Origin of the sequence: Bradyrhizobium sp. Gha (genome assembly GCF_900113735.1) — a bacterium.
Classification (GTDB): domain Bacteria; phylum Pseudomonadota; class Alphaproteobacteria; order Rhizobiales; family Xanthobacteraceae; genus Bradyrhizobium.
On sequence record NZ_FOQM01000004.1, the window covers coordinates 165,338 to 183,692 of the forward strand.

Annotated in this window: 15 protein-coding genes and 5 pseudogenes; 13 read left to right on the plus strand and 7 right to left on the minus strand. The window is 59.8% G+C overall.

Annotation, left to right across the window (positions count from 1 at the left end):
* Positions 1-1,037: 1,037 nt before the first annotated feature.
* The 3 genes and pseudogenes from BM222_RS08805 to BM222_RS43255 form a co-directional block, all read right to left on the minus strand.
* Positions 1,038-1,928 (minus strand): alpha/beta hydrolase, encoded by an 891-nt coding sequence (locus BM222_RS08805; protein ID WP_092227882.1) that lies wholly within the window; start codon positions 1,926-1,928, stop codon positions 1,038-1,040.
* A 17-nt stretch (positions 1,929-1,945) separates the two neighbouring features.
* A pseudogene (locus BM222_RS08810) lies at positions 1,946-3,041 on the minus strand (NAD(P)-dependent alcohol dehydrogenase).
* Between the two features lie 81 nt (positions 3,042-3,122).
* Positions 3,123-4,192 (minus strand): annotated as a pseudogene (locus BM222_RS43255) (aldehyde dehydrogenase family protein).
* Between BM222_RS43255 and BM222_RS08820 the strand changes: the two are divergent.
* From BM222_RS08820 to BM222_RS08835, 5 genes and pseudogenes are all read left to right on the plus strand, one after another.
* Positions 4,106-4,584, plus strand: a pseudogene (locus BM222_RS08820) (biotin-independent malonate decarboxylase subunit gamma); the annotation flags it as partial. The pseudogenes BM222_RS43255 and BM222_RS08820 overlap by 87 nt on opposite strands.
* Positions 4,585-4,629: 45 nt before the next feature.
* Complete coding sequence (gene mdcG / locus BM222_RS08825) at positions 4,630-5,070, plus strand: malonate decarboxylase holo-[acyl-carrier-protein] synthase (RefSeq protein WP_349509852.1); 441 nt, start codon at positions 4,630-4,632, stop codon at positions 5,068-5,070.
* Positions 5,067-5,165, plus strand: a pseudogene (locus tag BM222_RS43000) (malonate decarboxylase holo-[acyl-carrier-protein] synthase); the annotation flags it as partial. The gene mdcG and the pseudogene BM222_RS43000, both read left to right, overlap by 4 nt.
* 103 nt (positions 5,166-5,268) lie before the next feature.
* Entirely contained in the window at positions 5,269-6,117 is an 849-nt protein-coding gene (gene mdcB / locus BM222_RS08830) for a triphosphoribosyl-dephospho-CoA synthase MdcB (protein WP_092227883.1), read from the plus strand.
* Positions 6,117-7,034 (plus strand): acyltransferase domain-containing protein, encoded by a 918-nt coding sequence (locus BM222_RS08835; RefSeq protein WP_092227884.1) that lies wholly within the window; start codon positions 6,117-6,119, stop codon positions 7,032-7,034. The genes mdcB and BM222_RS08835 overlap by 1 nt, the downstream gene beginning before the upstream one ends.
* A 487-nt stretch (positions 7,035-7,521) precedes the next feature.
* Here BM222_RS08835 and BM222_RS08840 read toward each other — a convergent pair whose 3' ends face one another.
* Positions 7,522-8,154, minus strand: a complete 633-nt coding sequence (locus BM222_RS08840) for a helix-turn-helix domain-containing protein (RefSeq protein WP_092227885.1) — start codon at positions 8,152-8,154, stop codon at positions 7,522-7,524.
* A gap of 326 nt (positions 8,155-8,480) precedes the next feature.
* Between BM222_RS08840 and BM222_RS08845 the strand changes: the two genes are divergently transcribed.
* The 6 genes from BM222_RS08845 to BM222_RS08875 all read left to right on the plus strand — a co-directional run bounded on the left by BM222_RS08845 (position 8,481) and on the right by BM222_RS08875 (position 13,780).
* Entirely contained in the window at positions 8,481-9,248 is a 768-nt protein-coding gene (locus BM222_RS08845) for a transporter substrate-binding domain-containing protein (protein ID WP_092227886.1), read from the plus strand.
* Between the two features lie 64 nt (positions 9,249-9,312).
* Entirely contained in the window at positions 9,313-9,942 is a 630-nt protein-coding gene (locus tag BM222_RS08850) for a type 2 periplasmic-binding domain-containing protein (RefSeq protein ID WP_092227887.1), read from the plus strand.
* Positions 9,939-10,613 (plus strand): ABC transporter permease, encoded by a 675-nt coding sequence (locus BM222_RS08855; protein ID WP_092227888.1) that lies wholly within the window; start codon positions 9,939-9,941, stop codon positions 10,611-10,613. Before BM222_RS08850 ends, BM222_RS08855 begins: the two co-directional genes overlap by 4 nt.
* Positions 10,614-10,620: 7 nt before the next feature.
* Positions 10,621-11,361: an ABC transporter permease gene (locus BM222_RS08860; protein ID WP_092227889.1), complete on the plus strand. Its 741-nt coding sequence runs from the start codon at positions 10,621-10,623 to the stop codon at positions 11,359-11,361.
* Positions 11,362-11,438: 77 nt separating this feature from the next.
* Positions 11,439-12,191 (plus strand): amino acid ABC transporter ATP-binding protein, encoded by a 753-nt coding sequence (locus tag BM222_RS08865; protein WP_502690879.1) that lies wholly within the window; start codon positions 11,439-11,441, stop codon positions 12,189-12,191.
* A 341-nt stretch (positions 12,192-12,532) separates the two neighbouring features.
* On the plus strand, positions 12,533-13,780 hold the full coding sequence (locus BM222_RS08875) for a serine hydrolase domain-containing protein (RefSeq protein WP_092227892.1): 1,248 nt from the start codon (positions 12,533-12,535) through the stop codon (positions 13,778-13,780).
* Positions 13,781-14,091: 311 nt separating this feature from the next.
* Here BM222_RS08875 and BM222_RS08880 read toward each other — a convergent pair whose 3' ends face one another.
* On the minus strand, positions 14,092-16,131 hold the full coding sequence (locus tag BM222_RS08880) for a methyl-accepting chemotaxis protein (RefSeq protein ID WP_092227893.1): 2,040 nt from the start codon (positions 16,129-16,131) through the stop codon (positions 14,092-14,094).
* 348 nt (positions 16,132-16,479) lie between these two features.
* Between BM222_RS08880 and BM222_RS43260 the strand changes: the two are divergent.
* Both BM222_RS43260 and BM222_RS08885 read left to right on the plus strand, forming a co-directional pair.
* Positions 16,480-16,617, plus strand: a pseudogene (locus BM222_RS43260) (LysR family transcriptional regulator); the annotation flags it as partial.
* Positions 16,618-16,677: 60 nt separating this feature from the next.
* Positions 16,678-17,367 carry a LysR substrate-binding domain-containing protein gene (locus BM222_RS08885; RefSeq protein WP_502689889.1) on the plus strand — a complete coding sequence of 230 codons (690 nt, stop codon included), beginning with the start codon at positions 16,678-16,680 and terminating at the stop codon, positions 17,365-17,367.
* A gap of 241 nt (positions 17,368-17,608) precedes the next feature.
* Here the strand turns inward: BM222_RS08885 and BM222_RS08890 are convergent, their stop codons facing one another.
* Both BM222_RS08890 and BM222_RS08895 read right to left on the minus strand, forming a co-directional pair.
* Positions 17,609-18,052, minus strand: a complete 444-nt coding sequence (locus BM222_RS08890; protein WP_092227894.1) for a CBS domain-containing protein — start codon at positions 18,050-18,052, stop codon at positions 17,609-17,611.
* Positions 18,049-18,291 carry a hypothetical protein gene (locus BM222_RS08895; protein ID WP_143105920.1) on the minus strand — a complete coding sequence of 81 codons (243 nt, stop codon included), beginning with the start codon at positions 18,289-18,291 and terminating at the stop codon, positions 18,049-18,051. Before BM222_RS08895 ends, BM222_RS08890 begins: the two co-directional genes overlap by 4 nt.
* Between the last annotated feature and the right edge of the window lie 64 nt (positions 18,292-18,355).

Genomic DNA, 18,355 nt, shown 5'->3' on the forward strand with positions numbered 1-18,355 from the left:
GGTCGGTTATCGGACTTAATTTCTGAAGAAAAAATCCCCACTATCTCCGATGAAACACTAAACGAGCACGCGTTTTTCAGAAACCGGATCGGACCTGAAGGTGCGGATCGAATGCGCCGCTCGATGACTTCGCAGACATTCATAGAACCAACTAATATTTGCGGCCGCTTGAAGCTGACCAGATGCATGAGTGACAATTATCGCGAAAATTGTGCCATTCCCTCCCTGAGCGATGCTCCTCATCAAAGCAGTGCAGCGCGTCCGATTTTCAGTTCAAAAAAGGCCACGTGCGAATGCCGGGTGACGATGGAAGCGACCGGGAGATCGCCCGTGCAGGTCACGCCAGAACTAACTAGCCATCAATGCCGGGCGAGACTACAAGATGGGAGGCAAGGTCCTGATCGAACTCGACAGCGTGGATGAATATCATCTTCGCTGCCAAGGGTCGAAACGAGAGCAAAGGTAGGCCACCTATCTCGGAGTGAAATGTTCGGCGCGATGTGCGATCGTCCCGAGGAATATCTGGCGAAACATTGCCATTTTTGCGGTACGCCGATCATCAACGGCGGCAAAATAAACTCGCCTATCTGCAGGCCGAAGTTGCCGCCAGGAAGTAGCGGTGTGCTTTCTTGCGAGGAAACTCGGAAGCTCTTGAAAAATAGGCCTTCTCGACCCTGTCTCACCACGAGGAGATCAAGGATGCGAAGGCATGGGATGGCGATGCTGTCGAGTTGCAGCTTGCGCATCTCGACAACTCAACCCTGGAAGGTCTGTACAAGAGGCATGCACCGCTCGCGCTGATTGGCTCGCGCGCGAAGCTGATGCAACATTGGGCGGATCGGATCGACTACTGGCGCTCGATACCAAGAAGGTGATGCCGATTAAGGGAGGGGCGCAGACTCGAGCCTGCGCCGATATCGTAAGAACCTGTGGTTGCGGGGGGATGCGCAACCACCGATACCAGCATTCGGTGCTGGTTGCGATCTGACGATAGCCGTCTCCGCACGTGCTGCGGCCGCCGCGCCGTCCGCGCGATGTCAGGGCGCCAGGCGTCTGCGCGCAAAGACGGCCGGCTCCTCGATCGAGGCCATGGCTTCGTCGAGCATCGGCGCGAACAGTTGCCACGAATGGCACATGCCGTCCCAGATCTTCAGTTCGGCTGCACCGTCCGCCTGTCGCAGTCGCTCTGCGAGCTGCACGCTGTCGTCGCGCAGGAGCTCCCATGATCCGGCATGAATCAGCGTCGCAGGTAATTTTGACAGGTCGCCGTTCAGCGGCGCCAGATAGGGCGAGGTCGGCTCGCTGTCACCGAAATAGACGTTCTTGAACAGCTCGATCAGTTGCGGCGTGAGCAGCGGAGCGTCCGTCATGGTGCGGAACGACTCTCTCTCACCGCTGAAATCGAGCGCTGGCGACATCACGACCAACGCGGCCGGTCCGGGCAGGCGCTCGTCGCGAGCCCGCATGGCCGTCGATATCGCGAGATTGCCGCCCGCCGAATCGCCCGACAGGCAGATCGCCGCTGGCGCAAGGCCTTGCGCCAGCGCCCATTTGTAGACGGCAAGGGCATCGTCATGCGCGGTGGGCGCCGGATGCTCTGGCGCTAGCCGGTAGTCGGCGGCGAGAACGCTGAAGCCTGACGCGCGCGCCAGATTGGCGGCGACGACACGGTGCGAGCGCGACGAGCCGAAGAAGAAGCCACCGCCGTGGAAGTAGACGATCAGGCGCTTGCCGTCCGAATTCGGGTAGCGGATCAGATCGCCGCCGACAGGGCCCGCCAGCACCCGCTCGATCACGGCGCCGTCCGGGATCGGAGTCCGCGCGTTGATCGCCTCGAACCAGGCGCGCATATCCGCCGGGCTGCCACCAGCGGGCGGCGGGAATTGCGCGCTCACCTGCAGAATCGCTTCGAGTTGCTGTTTGGACATGCTTCCTCCAGTTGCGTTCAGTGCATCCGCACGATTCGCTTGATCACGGCACCGGCTTCGGTATCGTGGATCGCCGCATTGATCTGATCGAGCGTGTAGAACTTGACGATCCTATCGAACGGGAAACGGCCACGCCGGTAGAGATCGATCAGCGTCGGGATGAAGACGTCAGGATTGGAGTCGCCCTCGACGATGCCGATCAAACGACGGCCGGCGCTCATGAAATGCATCTCGTTGAGCACGATCTCCGCGTCCGGCCCGGACGCGCCGAGAATGCCACAGGCGCCGCGAGCACCAAGGCTCTCCACGGCATTGCGGATCACCGCCGAAGCCGGTGGTGTCGAGGGCGAAATTGACCCCCGAGCCGGTGATCCGCATGATCTGCTCGACTGCATTGGCCCGGCGCGGATCGATCACATCCGTTGCGCCGAGCGACTTGGCGATATCGGGTCTCGTCGGATTGGTGTCGACCGCGATTATGGTCGTGGCGCCAACCACATGCGCCGCCATCAGCGCTGAGAGCCCGACCGATCCGGACCCGAACACGGCAAAAGACTTTCCAGCCGAAATTTTCAGCGCGTTTATCACCGCGCCGGCGCCGGTCTGAACGCCGCAAGCGAGCGGACCGAGCAATTCGAGCGGAACGTCCGTCGCGACCTTCACCACATTGACCTCGTGGCAGATCGCATAGGTCGCAAACGACGACTGGAAGAAATTGCCGTTGATCCGCGCACCGTCGGTCGACAGGGCGCTCGATCCGTCCGCGCGCGCGGCGAAGAGTTTGCGCGGGAAGAATTCATGGCAATAACTTGCGGCATGGTCCTGGCAGCTCGGGCACGCGCCGCAGGAGTTAAACGTCATCACCACGTGATCGCCGGGCTTCACCTTGGTGACGGCAGCGCCAACCGCCTCGACCACGCCGGCACCTTCATGGCCCAGGACGACTGGCAGCGGCGTCGGCAACATGCCCTCGCGGACGACGAGATCGGTATGACAGACGCCCGTAGCCTTCACCATAACGAGGATCTCGTCGGGACGCGGGGCTTCGAGGTCGATGGTTTCAAGCGTTAGAGGCGCGCCCTTTTCGCGGGCGACGGCGGCACGGATCTTCATCCTGGTCTCCAGTAATCGGACGTTTTGAATTGGAAGGCTTGCGGCACGGGGGCGGCAGGCCGTGCAGGGTTGCGAAGCAGTTCAGAACGGGTAAGGCGTCGCTTGCGGCTTCTCGGAGGTCCACACCCACTGCGTGAACTCTTCCCAGATCGCCGGCCCGCTGATGCGGCTGCCGTTGCCAGAACGGCCGCGTCCGCCGAACGGCGCGAACGGCCCGCCATTGACCGTCTGGTCATTGATGTGGAGCTGACCGACGGCAAGGCGATCACCGACTGCGCGCGCCCGGGCGATTGAGCCGGAGATCACGCCGGCGGCGAGACCGTAGTCGGATCGGTTGGCAAGCTCGACCGCTTCGTCGTCGGTCGCGCAGGAGACGAGGCAGGCAACAGGTCCAAAAATCTCCTCTTCGAAAGCGCGCATGCCGGGTTTTACGTCGGCGAGCACGGTCGCCCGGTAATAGCGTCCGTCGTGGCCGCCGCCGGCCAGGAGCCGCCCACCCTTCGCCACCGCGTCGTCGACGATCGCCTGGATCTTCGCCACCTGCGCGTCGCTGATGATCGGGCCGAGCGCAACCTGACCGGGCGAGGGATCGCCCGCTGGCAGATGCCGCGCCTTTTCGGCGATCTTTGTCGCCAGCGCGTCGGCTATATCGGCATGCGCCAGCACGAGGCCTGTCGATATGCAGATCTGCCCCTGATCAGAAAGGCACCCCAGGCGGCATTGGACGCCGCGACGTCGATATCGGCATCGTCGAGCACGATCAGCGAGTTCTTGCCGCCGAGTTCGAGCTGCACCTTCTTGAGATGCCGGCCGGCGACCTCACCGACCTTGCTGCCGCCTTCCGCCGAGCCGGTGAAGGAGATCATCGCGATGTTGGGATCGGAGCACATCGCCTCATCCGCTGCAGCTCCGCCAGGAACGACCTGCAGCACGCCCTTGGGCAGACCGGCGTCCTCGAAGATGCGAGCGATGATGATGCCGCCTGATACTGCCGCGCGAGAATCGGGCTTATGGACGACGGCGTTGCCGAGCGCGAGCGCTGCGGCAATAGCGCGGATCGAGAGGACCAGCGGGAAGTTGAACGGCGAGATCACCCCGACCACGCCATGGGGCACGCGCTTCGCGGTTGCCTCAGCGAATATCTGTCGCATCTCGCCAAGACCCTGCTGCTGGCGGAGGCCGAAGGGCACCGCACCATCGGCCTGCTCTATGGCGGCAGCGCGGCCGGCGCGTTCATCGTCACCGCGCTTGCGACCGGCACACTGGTGGCGCTGCCCGGTGCGCATCCGTCGGTGATGGATCTGCCCTCCATGGCACGCGTCACCAAGCTTCCGATCGAGGTGATCAAGGCCAAGGCGGAAGCGACGCCGGTGTTCGCGCCCGGGCTCGACAACATGGTGATGTCAGGCGGCTCCACATCGTCTGGGACGACGCCACGCCTCTGGCGCCACAACTGGCCGCCCTGCTGCGACGGCCACACGGCCCGGATGATCGCGGCCGGCTCGGCGCCGAGCGCGGCGGACGGAGGAAGGCCGCCGACTTGCCGAGCGCGTTGCGCGAGCTGCTGCTTCTCACCAGGGGGCGTAAGATGCTCGAACCTCTCGCACGTCACAGCATGGTGAAGGCTTCGACCGCGGGATGGGCTGCGGTGATGAACCGCTATCCCGAACTTGCCAGCGAGCCGATCGTCGCGAGCTGGGCGCATGCGGGACGCCCGCTCGTCGCCCGCCGTCCCGACTGCAGCGATACTGAAGGTCTCGTTCCGCTCGGATTGCCGCTGCCGCCGAGCCATGGCAAGCGGCGCATTGCAGTCTCGCTCGCCGCGATCGATATCGTCGCGTCCGCGCCGCCGCCTCTCTTGGCCGATGCCGCCGCCGCGGCGCCAGCTTCCTGGCACCCTACCATCGACAAGCTCCTCACGCTTCTGCCGGAGACCCGCAGCTATGGCAGCCTTGCCTGGCAGCACCTCACCCGCCCTATCTCTCAGACAGTTCGGATCTCGATCTGCTGTGGCCCCTGGCATCAGTGAAGCAGGCGGAAATCCTGTTGTCCGGCATTGGGGGAATCGCAAAGCAGGCACCGATGCGGCTAGATGGCGAGATCATGGGTCCAGCCGGTGGCGTTCAATGGCGCGAACTGACCGGTGCTGACGAGGACGAAGTCCTTGTGAAAGGGCCGGCAGGCGCACCACCACGACGCCCGCGGCCTTCCTCGCGGGTCAGGTGTCATGACCCCAGTGCTGAGATGGCAATCGCGGCCGGGACGCGCGCTCCATGCGGAGCAGCTCGGCCATCTCGCGTCACTCTCTCTGAAACTCGAAGTCGAGACTTATCCAAAGCCCGGCCTCGTCAGTCATGTCGACAACGGCGCGCATCGCGACATGGACGCCGCGCTGCTGTGCCGGAGCGCCACAACCCTGATGCCGTTTTTCAGCGAACTCGCCGCCGCGGGCGCCGAGGGCGCTGGCATGAACCGGCTGCGCGCGATCGGCGTTGGCGCCGAGCGCGCGATGCTTGCCGCAACAGATGGCGTGAATACCCACCGGGGCGCGATCTTCGGGCTGGGTCTACTCTGCGCCGCGGCTGGCTATCGCAATTCTGTCGGCATCCGCAAGTCGCTCGGACGGATGGTGAGGGAGCGCTGGGGCGCCGACATCCTGTCGGGCCCTATCTCGCTGCGCAGCCATGGCACAATGGCCGGACGGCGCTACGGAGCCGGCGGCGCCAGGGCGGAAGCCGCCGACGGCTTTCCGTCGATGTATGATATCGCCCTGCCCGCGCTGCATGCCGCGCGCAAGCTTGCGCCGCATGACGAAGAAGCCGCGCGCGTTCAGACTTGCATGCGGCTTATCTCCGAGGTCATCGACACCAACCTGCTGCATCGGGGCGGAGCGGACGGATTGCGCTTCGCGCAAGAGAGCGCTGCGAGCTTCCTCGCGGCCGGCGGCGTTGGGTCGCCGGATTGGCGCTGGCGTGCGGGCGACATTCACGATGCGTTCGTTGCCCGCAATCTCAGTCCCGGGGGCTCCGCCGACCTGCTGGCGATGGTGCTGTTCGTCGATCGGCTGGAGGTCTGATGCTGGCCCTGCTCTGCGGCGGACAAGGGACGCTCTCGTGTAATATATTTGATCTTGTCGCGGACGAGCCCGCAGCCGAGCCGATCTTCGCTGCGGCCACCACCCTTCTAGGAGCGGATCCGCGGGAGTTCATCAGGAGAAGAAGTGCGGACGAACTCTGTGCCAATCATCCCAGCCAGATCCTGACTGTCACGTCGACGCTCGCGATCCATGCCTGCATCGCGGACCTGTTGACTGAGCAGACCGCGGTCACGGGCTACAGCGTCGGCGAGATGGCGGCCTGGAGCATCGCCGGGATCTGGACCGCCGATGAAGCCTTGCGGCTCACGGATATTCGCGCCCGCTTGATGCAAGATGCGGCGGTGCTGGATGGCCGCCTGGGCTATGTTCGCGGGCTCAATCGGGCGAAGCTCGAACCGCTGCTTACGACGCATCGTTGCGAGATCGCGATCAGGAACCCCGACCTTCTCTATGTGATCGGCGGTCCGGAGGAGGAGGTCATCGCGATCTGCGACGAGACCGCCAAGGAAGGCGCGCGCACGGGCCTTCTCACCGTGAAGATCGCATCGCACACGACAAGACTCGTGCGGGCCTGCAAGCCCCTTCAGCACGCGCTCGATGCCAGCAGGCACGCGGCCGTCGCAAGCGGTCGCGTGCTGCTTGCCGGCGGCGATGGCGAACGTATCTTCGCCGCCCAAGATGCCACGACGAAATTGGCCAACCAAGTCGCGCATCCCATCGACTGGGCGGCAACGCTGGAGGCGCTCGCAGAGTTGGGCGTCACCCACGTGCTGGACCTCGGCCCTGGCCATGCGCTCGCAGAGATGATGCGAGCCTCCCACCCGTTCATGCGCTGCTACGCCGCCGGCGGATTTCGCACTACAGCCGGCCTGCGCAAGTGGATCGCTGCGGCCTAGGTCTTCGATCGTCTTACCCCCGCGACAATTGCCCTCGATCGCGGCGGCATTCACTCGCTGTTCATATCAATAGACGGCAGGTACAACTTCATCTCATGTCCGGGCGCGACCGCCCCGCAGCGTTCTCCATGAACTGCGGCACCACACGCCAGTCAATCCCACCACCACAAGCTTTGATGTTGCAGACCCCGGGAAGCCGCTCTGGCGGAAGCTCCTGTTCGTCCACGAAGAAGAGGTCGTAGTTGAACGCTGGCAAGAAAACGACTGAATGCCCCCGCTCGCGATCGCGCTCAAATCCACGCTCGTCAAAAGGGCCCGCAGATAAACGGATGGATTCCAGAAGCTGCGACCCTCGATCGCAAATGGAGGAATTCCTACAACTCGATCCAGAAATCCTTCACGGACACATACACCGTCGTCGGTTCGGTATTCGGCCGAAAATAGGCATTCGCCGCACGATCATGGTACTTCGCTGCATTGGCCTGGATCACGTGCGCAGATTGAACACCACCGACAGAACGCGGACCGTCGGCGTCAGCAATTTTTCATGGCCGTGCACAAAGTTGGCGTCGAATACAAGCGTATCTCCGTGATGAAGCTCCATCACTGCGTCGCCATAACGGTAGATCATCGACCCTTCCAGCACATACATGAATTCGATGCCGGTATGTTGAAATCCCGGGTTGTTTGAACAATCACTTGTCAGCGTCACGAGATAGGGCTCGATATATTTCTCGCCAGACAACAGATGCCCGAGCAACTGATAGCTTAGGCCTGAACGATGAGCCTGCCGGCGCACGTTGATGCCCTTACCCGATCGGACGAGAGAATAGTCGGTGGGTTGATTGTGGGCCGCAAAGAGTCGCGATACCGGCACTCTAAGTGCCGCCGACAGCGAAGCCAGAGTCGTGAAGGATGGCGTGGCGGACCCGTGTTCTATCCTCGATAGCATGGCGTTCGATAGACCTGCGGCTTCGGCAAGTTGATTTGCCGCCATATTCAGGCTCAGCCTGAGGCTTTTGATCTCTTTGCCAACAGCCAGCGCCAGAGCATTCCTTTTCCCGGAGTCATACTGATGGGTGTCGACCGGCGCATTTGTCTTCGCTGCCGGTCTGGTCATAACCGAGAGTGCGCCCCTGCGAACACGTTTGCCTTCTATTGGCTTCCTATCGTGCTTTCCCCCGGCCAAACGATACCCTCCGCTAGAATGACGAATAGAGGAAGCACCACAGTATGCGATATCGGCACCCAAACAAGAGGCTACTACCCCAGCACCGTAGTATGCCCAGCACTATACTGTGTCCTCGCTCTACGGGCGGCCTTTCGCAGCGGTCAGGCAGCAGATTTGCATCAGGTTAAAATATTCTCAGCGACGTTGACGGTTCAGGCCCCGGAGCGGACACTTACGCGAGTTGGCTGCGCTTGGACGTTTGACACGAGAGTAAAATGAAGTTTTCGAGTCGTAAGATTGTTGCTCTTGGCATTGCGCTTTCGACGCTCATTGCGTCAAGTGCGATTGCTCAGGACTTGCGCATCGCTACCGAGGGCACTTATCCACCGTGGAGCTTTGTCGATGCCAAGGGCACTTTGACCGGCTGGGATGTCGATATTGCAAATGCGCTGTGCGAAGTCATGAAGGCCAAATGCAAGATCGTCGCCCAGGAATGGGATGGAATGATTCCTGGCCTGAATGCCAAGAAATACGACATGATTGTCGCAAGCATGGGCGTTACTGAAAAACGCAGGCGACAGGTCGCCTTTTCCAAGAAATACAAGAATACGTCCAGCCAGTTTGTTGCCAGGAAGGGTACTTTTGCAGACACGAGCCCCGCGGCTTTGAAGGGCCGTGTGATCGGCGTACAGCGCGGTAGCATTCAGGACGCCTATTTGTCGGCGACCTATCCCGATTCGCAGATTGTTCGCTATGACAAGACTACTGATGTCGAAATGGACCTAATTGCAGGTCGTGTCGACTTGCTTCTGGCCAATCGTGTGACCTCGTTGCTCGGATTCCTCAAGAGTCCGCAAGCGGCTGACTATGAACTGGTCGGTCCGGAATATACCGGCGGTCTTCTCGGTGAAGGAAACGCCATCGCTCTGCGCAAAGATGACGCCAAACTTTTGGAGCAGGTGAATTCTGCCATCGATACGATTTTGTCGAACGGGACTTACGACAAGATCGTGAAAAAATACTTTGACTTCCCGCTCATGTAGCAATCAAGCGTTCGAGACGACTAAGACGGATGTTGAACGCATTTAGATGTGCAGGCGAAATTCGATGATCACCTTCGCAACTCTCGGGCCGGCCGGGACCAACCATGAGTTTGTAACCAAGGAGTACATCAAGTTTCACGACATTCCAGAGGCAAACATTGTTCTCGTCCCAAATTTCAACGTAGCGATGCAGGGACTGATCAATGGCGACTACGACTTCCTCCTTCAGTGTGCTGTTCATCCCGATACGCCTCCGACACTCGGTACGCATTTCCAAAAGATGTTCGCCGTTGACAGCTTCATCTGTCGTAGCAAGGACCTAGCAGTTCTCACTCGTTCGGATGTCGAAACGCCGAAGTCTATCGGACTGCTGGCTCCGGCGACCGAGAGTTACATCGACACCAGTCAGTGGCAGATTCGGGTATCCGAGCCTTCGCTGCCCGTCATTTTTGAGAATCTTCTCAAGGAAAAATACGATTCCGCTCTCGTTTACCTCGAATATGCAGAACAATACCCGGATCGGGTGCGGGTGGACCAGGTGATCGGTTCTCCCGATGACGTCTGGATCGTCTATGCAAACGAGAGAACATCCAAAGGAAAGCTTCAGGCCTGGCATGAAGGGCCTATCCGTGAGCTGATCCGTCGCAAGGTTGAGAACAACACCTTGCGAAAAGTCAGCAGGTCGATGCTATGACGATGGAGTGGGTTTCGGGTTATGGCCTGCAGCTAATTTTTGGTGCGGTCACTACGCTCTCGGTAGCCCTCGTAGCACTTGTTGTCGGAACCGTACTCGGCATCTCATTGGGGACCGCAAAAATTTATGGTGCGAAGCCCCTTCGCTACAGCGCTGAAGCATACACCGCTGTAGTTCGGGGAGTGCCCGACCTCATCGTCATCTACCTGATTTATTTCGGCGGCACAGTAGCGCTGACCAAGCTCACCGGCGAATATGTGGACATCAACGGGTTCGCTGCAGGCGTAGCGGCCCTTGCCTTCATTTTTGCCGCCTATGCCGGCGATATCTTTCGAGGCGCCATAGGACAAGTGCCGCGCGGACAAACTGAAGCGGCGCATGCACTTGGACTATCGCGACGCGCCGCGTTTTTTCGGATCATCCTGCCCCAGGCATGGCGGCTGGCCCTACCAGGCTTCGGGAATCTTGCCATCATCCTGATCAAGCAGACGTCCTTGATTTCCGTCATCGGACTTGAGGAACTGCTGCGAACGTCGTCCGTGATTTCCGGTGCGACCAGGCAGCCGTTCCTCGTCTATTTCGTGGCAGCGATCCTGTACCTGATCATTACGAGTGTTGTGTCCTGGGGCTTCCGCAACGCCGGTATTCGGTCCAATCGAGGCTTTGCGTGAGAGCGCCATGCTAGATTTCTCGATCATGGCCGACGCGCTTCCGAAACTGCTTAAGGGAGCGGGAATGACAGGACGCCTGTCCATACTCATCCTGCTTCTCGGCATGATGTTAGCTGTGCCTCTCGCTTATGCACGCAATGCAAAATCGGTTTGGCTCCATGGCCCGGCAAGTATTTATATCCTTGTCATTCGCGGGATCCCTTCTCTGCTGCAAGTCTTCATCGTTTATTACGGACTTGGCCAGTTCGGCTTCGTCCGAAACTCGGTTTTATGGCCGATTTTTCGTGACCCCTTTTGGTGCGTCATCATCGCACTGGGTCTGAATTCTGCCGCCTATACGGCCGAAATCGTCGCTGGTGCCTTGAGGCAGGTACCGAAGGGGCTCGTGGAGGCCGCGCAAGCCCTCGGGCTCTCGTGGCTCCAGACTCAACGCAAGGTTACGATTCCGCTCGCTGTGCGCGCAGCACTGCCGGCCTATGAAAACGAAATCATCCTGACGATCAAAGCAACTTCACTCGCCAGCACAATCACCCTCCTCGATCTGACAGGCGCCGCACGCCTTGAGGTCTCGAATACCTTTGCGCCCTACGAGGTCTTTCTGACGGCAGGAGCAATCTACTTTTCTATCACCACCAGCTTGAGCTGGCTGTTGCGCAGGCTTGAGGTGCGGTTGTCAGCCGACCACCGGAATGAGGAGCGGAGCGTCAAGGAGTTTCAACCCGTTTTGCCGGGCGTACCCGATCACTAGTAGTACCGGACTCTCAAGGTGTCATTGCCGTCAATCCCCAATACAAAGCCAGAGAGATGGAGATGAGCGTGCGAGCGATGGAAAGCGGCTCAAGCGAGGGCGGCACGGTCGTCATGTCCGCAGTCACCAAACGATTCGGCTCGTTCGCTGCGCTCAAGGGCATCGGCCTGAGTGTGGATCGCGGAGAGAAGATCGTGATCTGCGGCCCCTCAGGGTCTGGAAAATCAACATTGATTCGATGCATCAACCGCATCGAGAAGCATGATGGCGGCTCGATCGTAGTAGAGGGATGCCTGCTCGACCATCGGCTGACGAATATAGAGAAGGTCAGACGAGAAGTCGGCATGGTGTTTCAGAGCTTCAATCTCTTTCCTCACATGACCGTGCTTGCCAATTGTATGTTGGCGCCGATGCTTGTCAGGGGGTTGAAAGCGGCCGAGGCGGAGGAAGTCGCAATCAGCTATCTCAGAAGGGTAAGGATTGCCGATCAGGCTGCCAAATATCCCTCCCAACTCTCCGGTGGTCAGCAGCAACGTGTCGCCATCGCGAGGGCGATGTGCATGAAGCCGAAAATCATGCTCTTGGATGAGCCGACTTCGGCGCTCGACCCGGAAATGGTCAAGGAAGTGCTGAACACGATGATAGAACTCGCAGGCGATGGTATGACGATGATCTGCGTGACCCATGAAATGGGCTTCGCCAGACAGGTCGCCGACCGGGTAATCTTCATGGATGATGGCACTATAGTCGAGGAAGGCACGCCGGAGCAGTTCTTTCGTCAGCCCAAGACGCAGAGAGCACGAGATTTTCTGTCGCAAGTTCTGCATTGATCAGCCAAAGCTTTCATGCAGCCGTCAGCTGAGCTGCTCAGTTGCCGCATGCAGCGGCTTGGCTTTAGTCGAAGCCCTCAACGCCATCGGTTGTACCGTGGCGCCGGCCGGGCCTCTCGTGAGGTGATCGCTTTGCAAAGTGCTGACGCCGTGCGCGACCGCAGACTCTTGACCAGCAGCCACGCCCGCCTGCAGCCGAGCTCCGCGCCAGTCGCTCAGATCCATACCGCTCGTGCTGAAAGGCCTAGCGGCCATCGTCATGGCGGCCCAACCTCTTTCATCTGCTCGCAACGGTTAAGCGCGAGCACAACGCGCAGCGATCCTCGGCTAGGAGAACGGAAATGAAGGCACGCTTGTCGAAACGAATTGCTGTCTCCCTGGTTCTAGCGTGCACGGGGGTGACGCTCGTCGGGCGCGCGGTGGCGGAGCAGGTGCTGAAACCACAAATCGCTCAAGATCCAGTGTCGGATGTACCAATTGGCATACAGAACCTTCGTTTCGGGATGCTCGATGCGGGCATCAACGCCCTTACTTTCCATAGCATGGATACACTGTTCACGACACGCACGGTCGCGCGCTCCGGTCCAGTCTGGCAGCTTCCGCGAGAAGAGCACGCACTTGATTTCAACTATCAGTACGACGGCAAAACGTTCCAGGCTAATCAGTTCCTTGAACGATCGTACACAAACGCACTTATCGTCTTGAAAGATGGAAAGATTGTCTTCGAGAGGTATCTCAACAACACGAATGATCGAACTCGCTTCATCGGCTTCTCCATGACGAAGTCGATAACTTCAATGTTAGTTGGCTGTGCGCTGGCCGAAGGTCGGATCAATTCGCTCGATGAGAAGATCGACTCCTATTTGCCGGAACTAAAGGGGGGCGGGTACGAACACGCGACGATCCGGCAGATTCTGCAAATGCGATCGGGCGTTGACTACGAAGAGCGGTACGATTTCCAAAACCCGGGGGTGGCGGCGAGCGGCTTCATCGAAGCACTTGTCAAGAACGTCGCTCGCTTTGCGGATGCGGCACGCACGATCAGCCGAAAGCATTTGCCAGGCGAGGTTTTCCAATACAAAACGCTGGACACGGCGGTGCTTGGCCTCCTCTTGGAGCGCGTGAGCGGGGGCAGCAATTTGGCCGCTTATATGTCGAAGCACATCTGGGAACCGATTGGCGCGGAGGCCGATGGCTTCTTCATTATGGATGGAGCGCCGGGCGTAGGTCGAGAATTCAACGGTGCAGGCTTCAACGCGACCCTTCGCGATTTCGCCCGGTTGGGTCTTCTTATGCTTAACATGGGAGTCGCCAATGGTCAGCGGATTCTGTCTTCAGAGTGGATCGCGGAGTCGATCCGTCCTACCGATCCGGCGCACTCGGAGCCACGGGGCTACGGATACCAGTGGTGGACGATTGGCAACGGGGGGGCGTACATGGCAATTGGACTGCAAGGGCAGTACATCTTTGTCGACCCTGCGACGCGCACGGTGGTCGTCAAGCTCAGCTACTTTCCGCCAGCCGACAAGCTTGCCTCAGATGAGACCCTGGCCTTCCTTAAGGCGGCTTCGGTCTGGCAGCCGCATTGATGATGGCAGGCCGAAAAGCTAATGGTTCTGAGGGGAGGCACACATCGGCCGGGCGACCAGGCTGCGACTTGCTGACAATCTGCGAATTGAGTGGGCACTCAACCAAAGCGGGCATTCGACGCAGGATCATATTGATTGATATCCGAACACGTTAATCGGACCTTACCGGGTCAACCGCGACTACCAAGCCTTCGATCAACAGGTTCGAATCGAGAAGGCGCAACCACCGATACCGACTACAACCGCGGACCGAGTACCTTTCACAAGAGGGCGCGGTCTAAAAGTGAGTCATTCCTTTGAGTATTTTCGGGCTAAGCCGCCCGTATGTTGGCCATGAAGCGATCGAGCTCGGTCCGGAGACGCACACTCTCGGTCGACAGTGTCTTGGCCGAACTCAGCACCTCGTCCGAAGCAGTTCCGGTCTCGGTTGCAGCGCGATCGACCTTTCCAATATCGACTGCCACAGCCTGCGTGCCATGCGCGACGGTTTGGACGCTACGCGCGATCTCCTGGGTAGCGGCGCCCTGCTGTTCGACCGCGCTCGCGATCGAGGCTGCAATCGCCGATATCTGATCGATCGTAGTCCCAATCTCCTTGATCGCCCCAACTGACTCGCTCGTGGCGCCCTGCATTGCGGCAATGTGGGCCGAGATCTCGTCAGTCGCCTTTGCTGTCTGGCTCGCGAGCGACTTGACCTCGCTCGCGACAACGGCGAAGCCCCGCCCTGCCTCACCCGCGCGCGCCGCCTCGATGGTGGCGTTGAGGGCCAGGAGATTGGTCTGTTCGGCGATCGCTGTAATCAACTTCACGACGTCACCGATCTGTTGCGCCGCGCGGGACAGCCTGGCTATGCGATCATCGGTTTCCTTGGCCTGCACCACGGCAGCTTCCGTGATACGGTTGGAACCCTGGACTTGCCGACCGATCTCCTCGACCGACGCAGAAAGCTCTTCCGTCGCGGTAGCGACCGACTGCATGTTGGAGGAAGCCTGCTCGGAAACGTTGGCTACCTGGCTCGACAACCCCTGTGTGGTCTCTGCGGTCCGCGTCAGTGTCGTCGCAGCGGTCTCGAGCTGCGCTGCGGAGGCCGAGACGGTTGATACGATGGAGCCGACCGCGCTCTCGAATTGGTCGGCGAATCGAATCAGCTCGGCGCGTCGAGAGGCCGCCTGCTCCCGATTCTGCGCCTCCGCCGTTGCGGCGTCCCGTTCAGCCTTGGCAATCGCCTGCAGCTTGAACTCTTCTACCGCCGCGGCCATTTCACCGAGCTCATCCTCTCGGCCAAGCCCCGGCAACACCACGTCAAAATCTCCCGACGCCAGCTTTCGCATCGCATTGCACATCGCGATCATTGGGCGAGAGATGCCCGCGCCGAGCAGGAGAGCAAGGACAGCGCCAAGAAGTATTCCGCCGGCCGCGAGAATCACGATCAGTTGCTCGGTCCGACCGATGGCCTGTTCCGACTCGGCTTCCAGTCGCCGCTGCTCGGCAAGGAGATCGGATTTCATCGCGGCCGAACCTTGCATGATCGTCCCGGCCGAGTTGCCCATCTCCGCCACAAGCTCATCGACGGACTTGGCATTCGCTATGAGCTTTTCCAGCGCCTCGCGATAGGCTTGCAGCAACGCCTTGGCTTCCCTGAGGCCGGCTACGACCTTCTCGTCCGCCGAATAGATCGCCTTGAACGAATTCTCGGCTAATTTCAGCCCACCGAGCGCACTTGCTGCTACCGACTGATCCGAACTGAGATAGAAATTGCTGGCGGCTGCGTTCGCGGTCTGAAACTGCGTGTTGACCTGCTTAGTACCGAACTCAATAGCCTGGGTCTCGGTGTCGGACGCACCAAGACGGATATCGTCCAACTTGTATTTCAGCAGGCTCGCGTTGGGCGTGAGTTGATCATGCACGATCAGCGCACTGCTACGTTTCAGTTCGAGGATTCTGGAAAATGTCGCCGAAAAGCCGGTGAACTCCTTTGCCAGCTTGTTGAGACGCTCCAGGCGCTCCGGCGCCTTGGTGTTCTTGACCGATTGATCGATGGCGTTCTTCAAGCTGGCCTCGGCAGCCAGCGCTGCCTTCGCATCGTCTTCCTTGCCAGTGACCACGAAGTATCGAGCACCCGAGCGGTAGGCCAGCAGTTCATGATCGATATTGCGTGCGAGATCGGCCTCCGAAACACTGACCCGGAAGGACCCGACTCCATCGGAGACACGCTCGAACCCGAAATAGGCGAACGCCATGCTGATGGCCAGGATGACGAGAACCGCCCCGAATCCGGCTACAATTTTCGCACGAAATCGCAGGGGCAGAATGAGATTGCCCGTCGGTTTTCTCTTGATAGGCCCAGCCATCCGCATTCGCCCCCATGTGTTCGCACTGGCCCACCCAGCGGTCGGGAATTTTCCAGACAGTTTTGAAAATGAATGGGGAGAGGTCAAAGTCAGGTAAATCCGTCTTACCGGACGATGGGTGCATCGTCGCTGCAGAGGAATGGCCAGCGTCGACCATTGACGCTTGGATGTTGACCGGCCTAGCCACAAGTGACTTGGCGAACCCATCGGAAACTGTTGAAGACCAACCCTTTTCTCAGATCGTGCTTTGGTGGAGGATGGACGGACTGCGGGGTCTGGCCGGTCACCGAAGGCCGGATTGTTGAATCCAAATTGACTAACTGTTGAGCCGAATGCATCGATCTCGATATGAGTAACCGAACCGACCTTGTTGAGCTGGAAGCTTTCCTGGCGATTGTACGTGCAGGCGGCTTCCGTCGCGCCGCGACCATCAGGGGTGTCTCCGCCTCTGCTCTCAGCCATTCCATGAGAAGCCTCGAGCAACGGCTTGGCGTCCGCCTTCTCCATCGCACCAGCCGCAGCGTGCATCTTACAGCTGCTGGGGAAATGCTCGTGCGTGAGCTGGAGCCTCGCTTCCGCGGGATTGAGGAAGCCATCGAGGGCCTGAATGAGTTCCGGGGCCACCTTGTAGGCCGCGTCAGGATCACCGCATTGCGCGACGCTGCGCGCCTGCTTCTCGCGCCGAAGCTCCCAGCGTTTCTCGCCGCTTTCCCTGAGATCGAGGTGGAGATTGCCGTCGACGACAAGTTCGTCGACATGGTCGCTGAGGGATTTGACGCGGGTATCCGCTATGGCGGGACCGTGCCCGAGGGCATGATTGCCTCGCGACTGAGCGACAGTCTCGAATGGGTCATCGTCGGTTCACCCGGTTATCTCAAAGATCATGGCCATCCAAAACACCCGGAAGATCTTTCGAGCCATAAGTGCATCCGCATCCGCCTGGGCACCGATCGAATCTACGAATGGGAATTCGAGCATCAAGAGAAACGTCTCACCATCGATGTTCCCGGAACGATCATTCTGGATGACTCCGAGCTCTCGATCCGAATGGCGGAGGCCGGTGTTGGCCTGTTCTATTGCCTGAAGGCAAGGGTCGAAGCTCAATTGTCGAGCGGCTCACTGGTCGCGGTGCTGCCCGAGTGGATTTCGCCCGGACCGGGCTTCCACGCCTACTACTCTTCCCACCGTCAAGTGCCCTCCGCGCTGCGAGCGTTCCTGGACCATCTTCGAGGTTAGTGGTGGTTTTCCCGCTCCGCCCGCTACAAGTCGTCCCCCAAGCGTCGCGATTTCGTCAAGGGACTTCCACGACTCTGGTCGAGCAAGTGAAGTCGCCTGATCGCTCGCTGACGCACGTTCTTACCAGGGGCAGGCCAATTGAATGTCCGGTGGCCCCCAACAGCGGCCGAAGGGCGGACATTCTCCGAGATTGCAGATGGCCGCAAGCAAATATTTGGGCAACGACACCGCAGTTCGTCTGTTAGCCCCCGGGGCCGTCCTTCATGATATAGCCCATTAGGTCGTCCACATTGTGCTCCAAATCCCGGATGATGTTCTTGACGACGTCTCCGATCGAGATCACGCCGAGGACCTTGCCCGCGTCCAGCACCGGCAGATGGCGAAAGCCGCGCGCAGCCATCATTGCCATGCAGCCCTCCAGCCGATCGTCCGGCTTAACCGTCACCGGGTTGCTCGTCATCACCTGGCCCACGGGCGTCGTCTTCGCATCGAGCCCGGGCAGCAGCACTTTGATAGCGCAGTCACCCTGGGTCACGATACCGACCAGCACGTCGTTATCGATGACCAGCACCGACCGGACCCGATTGTCGCGCATCTGCCGCAAGGCTTCGACGACAGTGTCGCCGGAACGAACATCGACCAGGGCACCCTGCTTCTGGGCCAGAGCGCTTTTTACTGTGCTCATCGATCTCCCCTCGGGGCCCTGTCCTGCCCCGCCCTTAATGGTCCGCATTGAAGAATAGTCGAAATATCTCGCCTCATCAGCACCGCGCCGATGTCGCCGGCGAAGCCTGTCACCGATCCCGACAGCGGAATTTTCACCGCCTCGATGGCATGGCCCGGCAGCATCTTCAGCAGTTCCAGCTCGAAACCGCTGACTTCATCCTGCGCAGCGCAAACCCTCGAGCGATCACCCTGCACCATGTCTCCAAATTCCATAGCCGACAGAGTGGTGGAATAGGGTACCCAGGTTCAAGCGGTCGAAGCA

Bases quoted from the DNA above. Each gene is read 5' to 3' on its own strand.
- mdcB (WP_092227883.1), top strand. From the start codon at position 5,269: ATGACCCCAGTGCTGAGATGGCAATCGCGGCCGGGACGCGCGCTCCAT.
- BM222_RS08805 (WP_092227882.1), bottom strand. From the start codon at position 1,928: ATGTCCAAACAGCAACTCGAAGCGATTCTGCAGGTGAGCGCGCAATTC.
- BM222_RS08855 (WP_092227888.1), top strand. From the start codon at position 9,939: ATGACGATGGAGTGGGTTTCGGGTTATGGCCTGCAGCTAATTTTTGGT.
- BM222_RS08835 (WP_092227884.1), top strand. From the start codon at position 6,117: ATGCTGGCCCTGCTCTGCGGCGGACAAGGGACGCTCTCGTGTAATATA.
- BM222_RS08890 (WP_092227894.1), bottom strand. From the start codon at position 18,052: ATGAGCACAGTAAAAAGCGCTCTGGCCCAGAAGCAGGGTGCCCTGGTC.
- mdcG (WP_349509852.1), top strand. From the start codon at position 4,630: ATGCTCGAACCTCTCGCACGTCACAGCATGGTGAAGGCTTCGACCGCG.
- BM222_RS08865 (WP_502690879.1), top strand. From the start codon at position 11,439: ATGGAAAGCGGCTCAAGCGAGGGCGGCACGGTCGTCATGTCCGCAGTC.
- BM222_RS08840 (WP_092227885.1), bottom strand. From the start codon at position 8,154: ATGACCAGACCGGCAGCGAAGACAAATGCGCCGGTCGACACCCATCAG.
- BM222_RS08850 (WP_092227887.1), top strand. From the start codon at position 9,313: ATGATCACCTTCGCAACTCTCGGGCCGGCCGGGACCAACCATGAGTTT.
- BM222_RS08895 (WP_143105920.1), bottom strand. From the start codon at position 18,291: ATGGTGCAGGGTGATCGCTCGAGGGTTTGCGCTGCGCAGGATGAAGTC.
- BM222_RS08860 (WP_092227889.1), top strand. From the start codon at position 10,621: ATGCTAGATTTCTCGATCATGGCCGACGCGCTTCCGAAACTGCTTAAG.
- BM222_RS08845 (WP_092227886.1), top strand. From the start codon at position 8,481: ATGAAGTTTTCGAGTCGTAAGATTGTTGCTCTTGGCATTGCGCTTTCG.
- BM222_RS08875 (WP_092227892.1), top strand. From the start codon at position 12,533: ATGAAGGCACGCTTGTCGAAACGAATTGCTGTCTCCCTGGTTCTAGCG.
- BM222_RS08880 (WP_092227893.1), bottom strand. From the start codon at position 16,131: ATGGCTGGGCCTATCAAGAGAAAACCGACGGGCAATCTCATTCTGCCC.
- BM222_RS08885 (WP_502689889.1), top strand. From the start codon at position 16,678: ATGCTCGTGCGTGAGCTGGAGCCTCGCTTCCGCGGGATTGAGGAAGCC.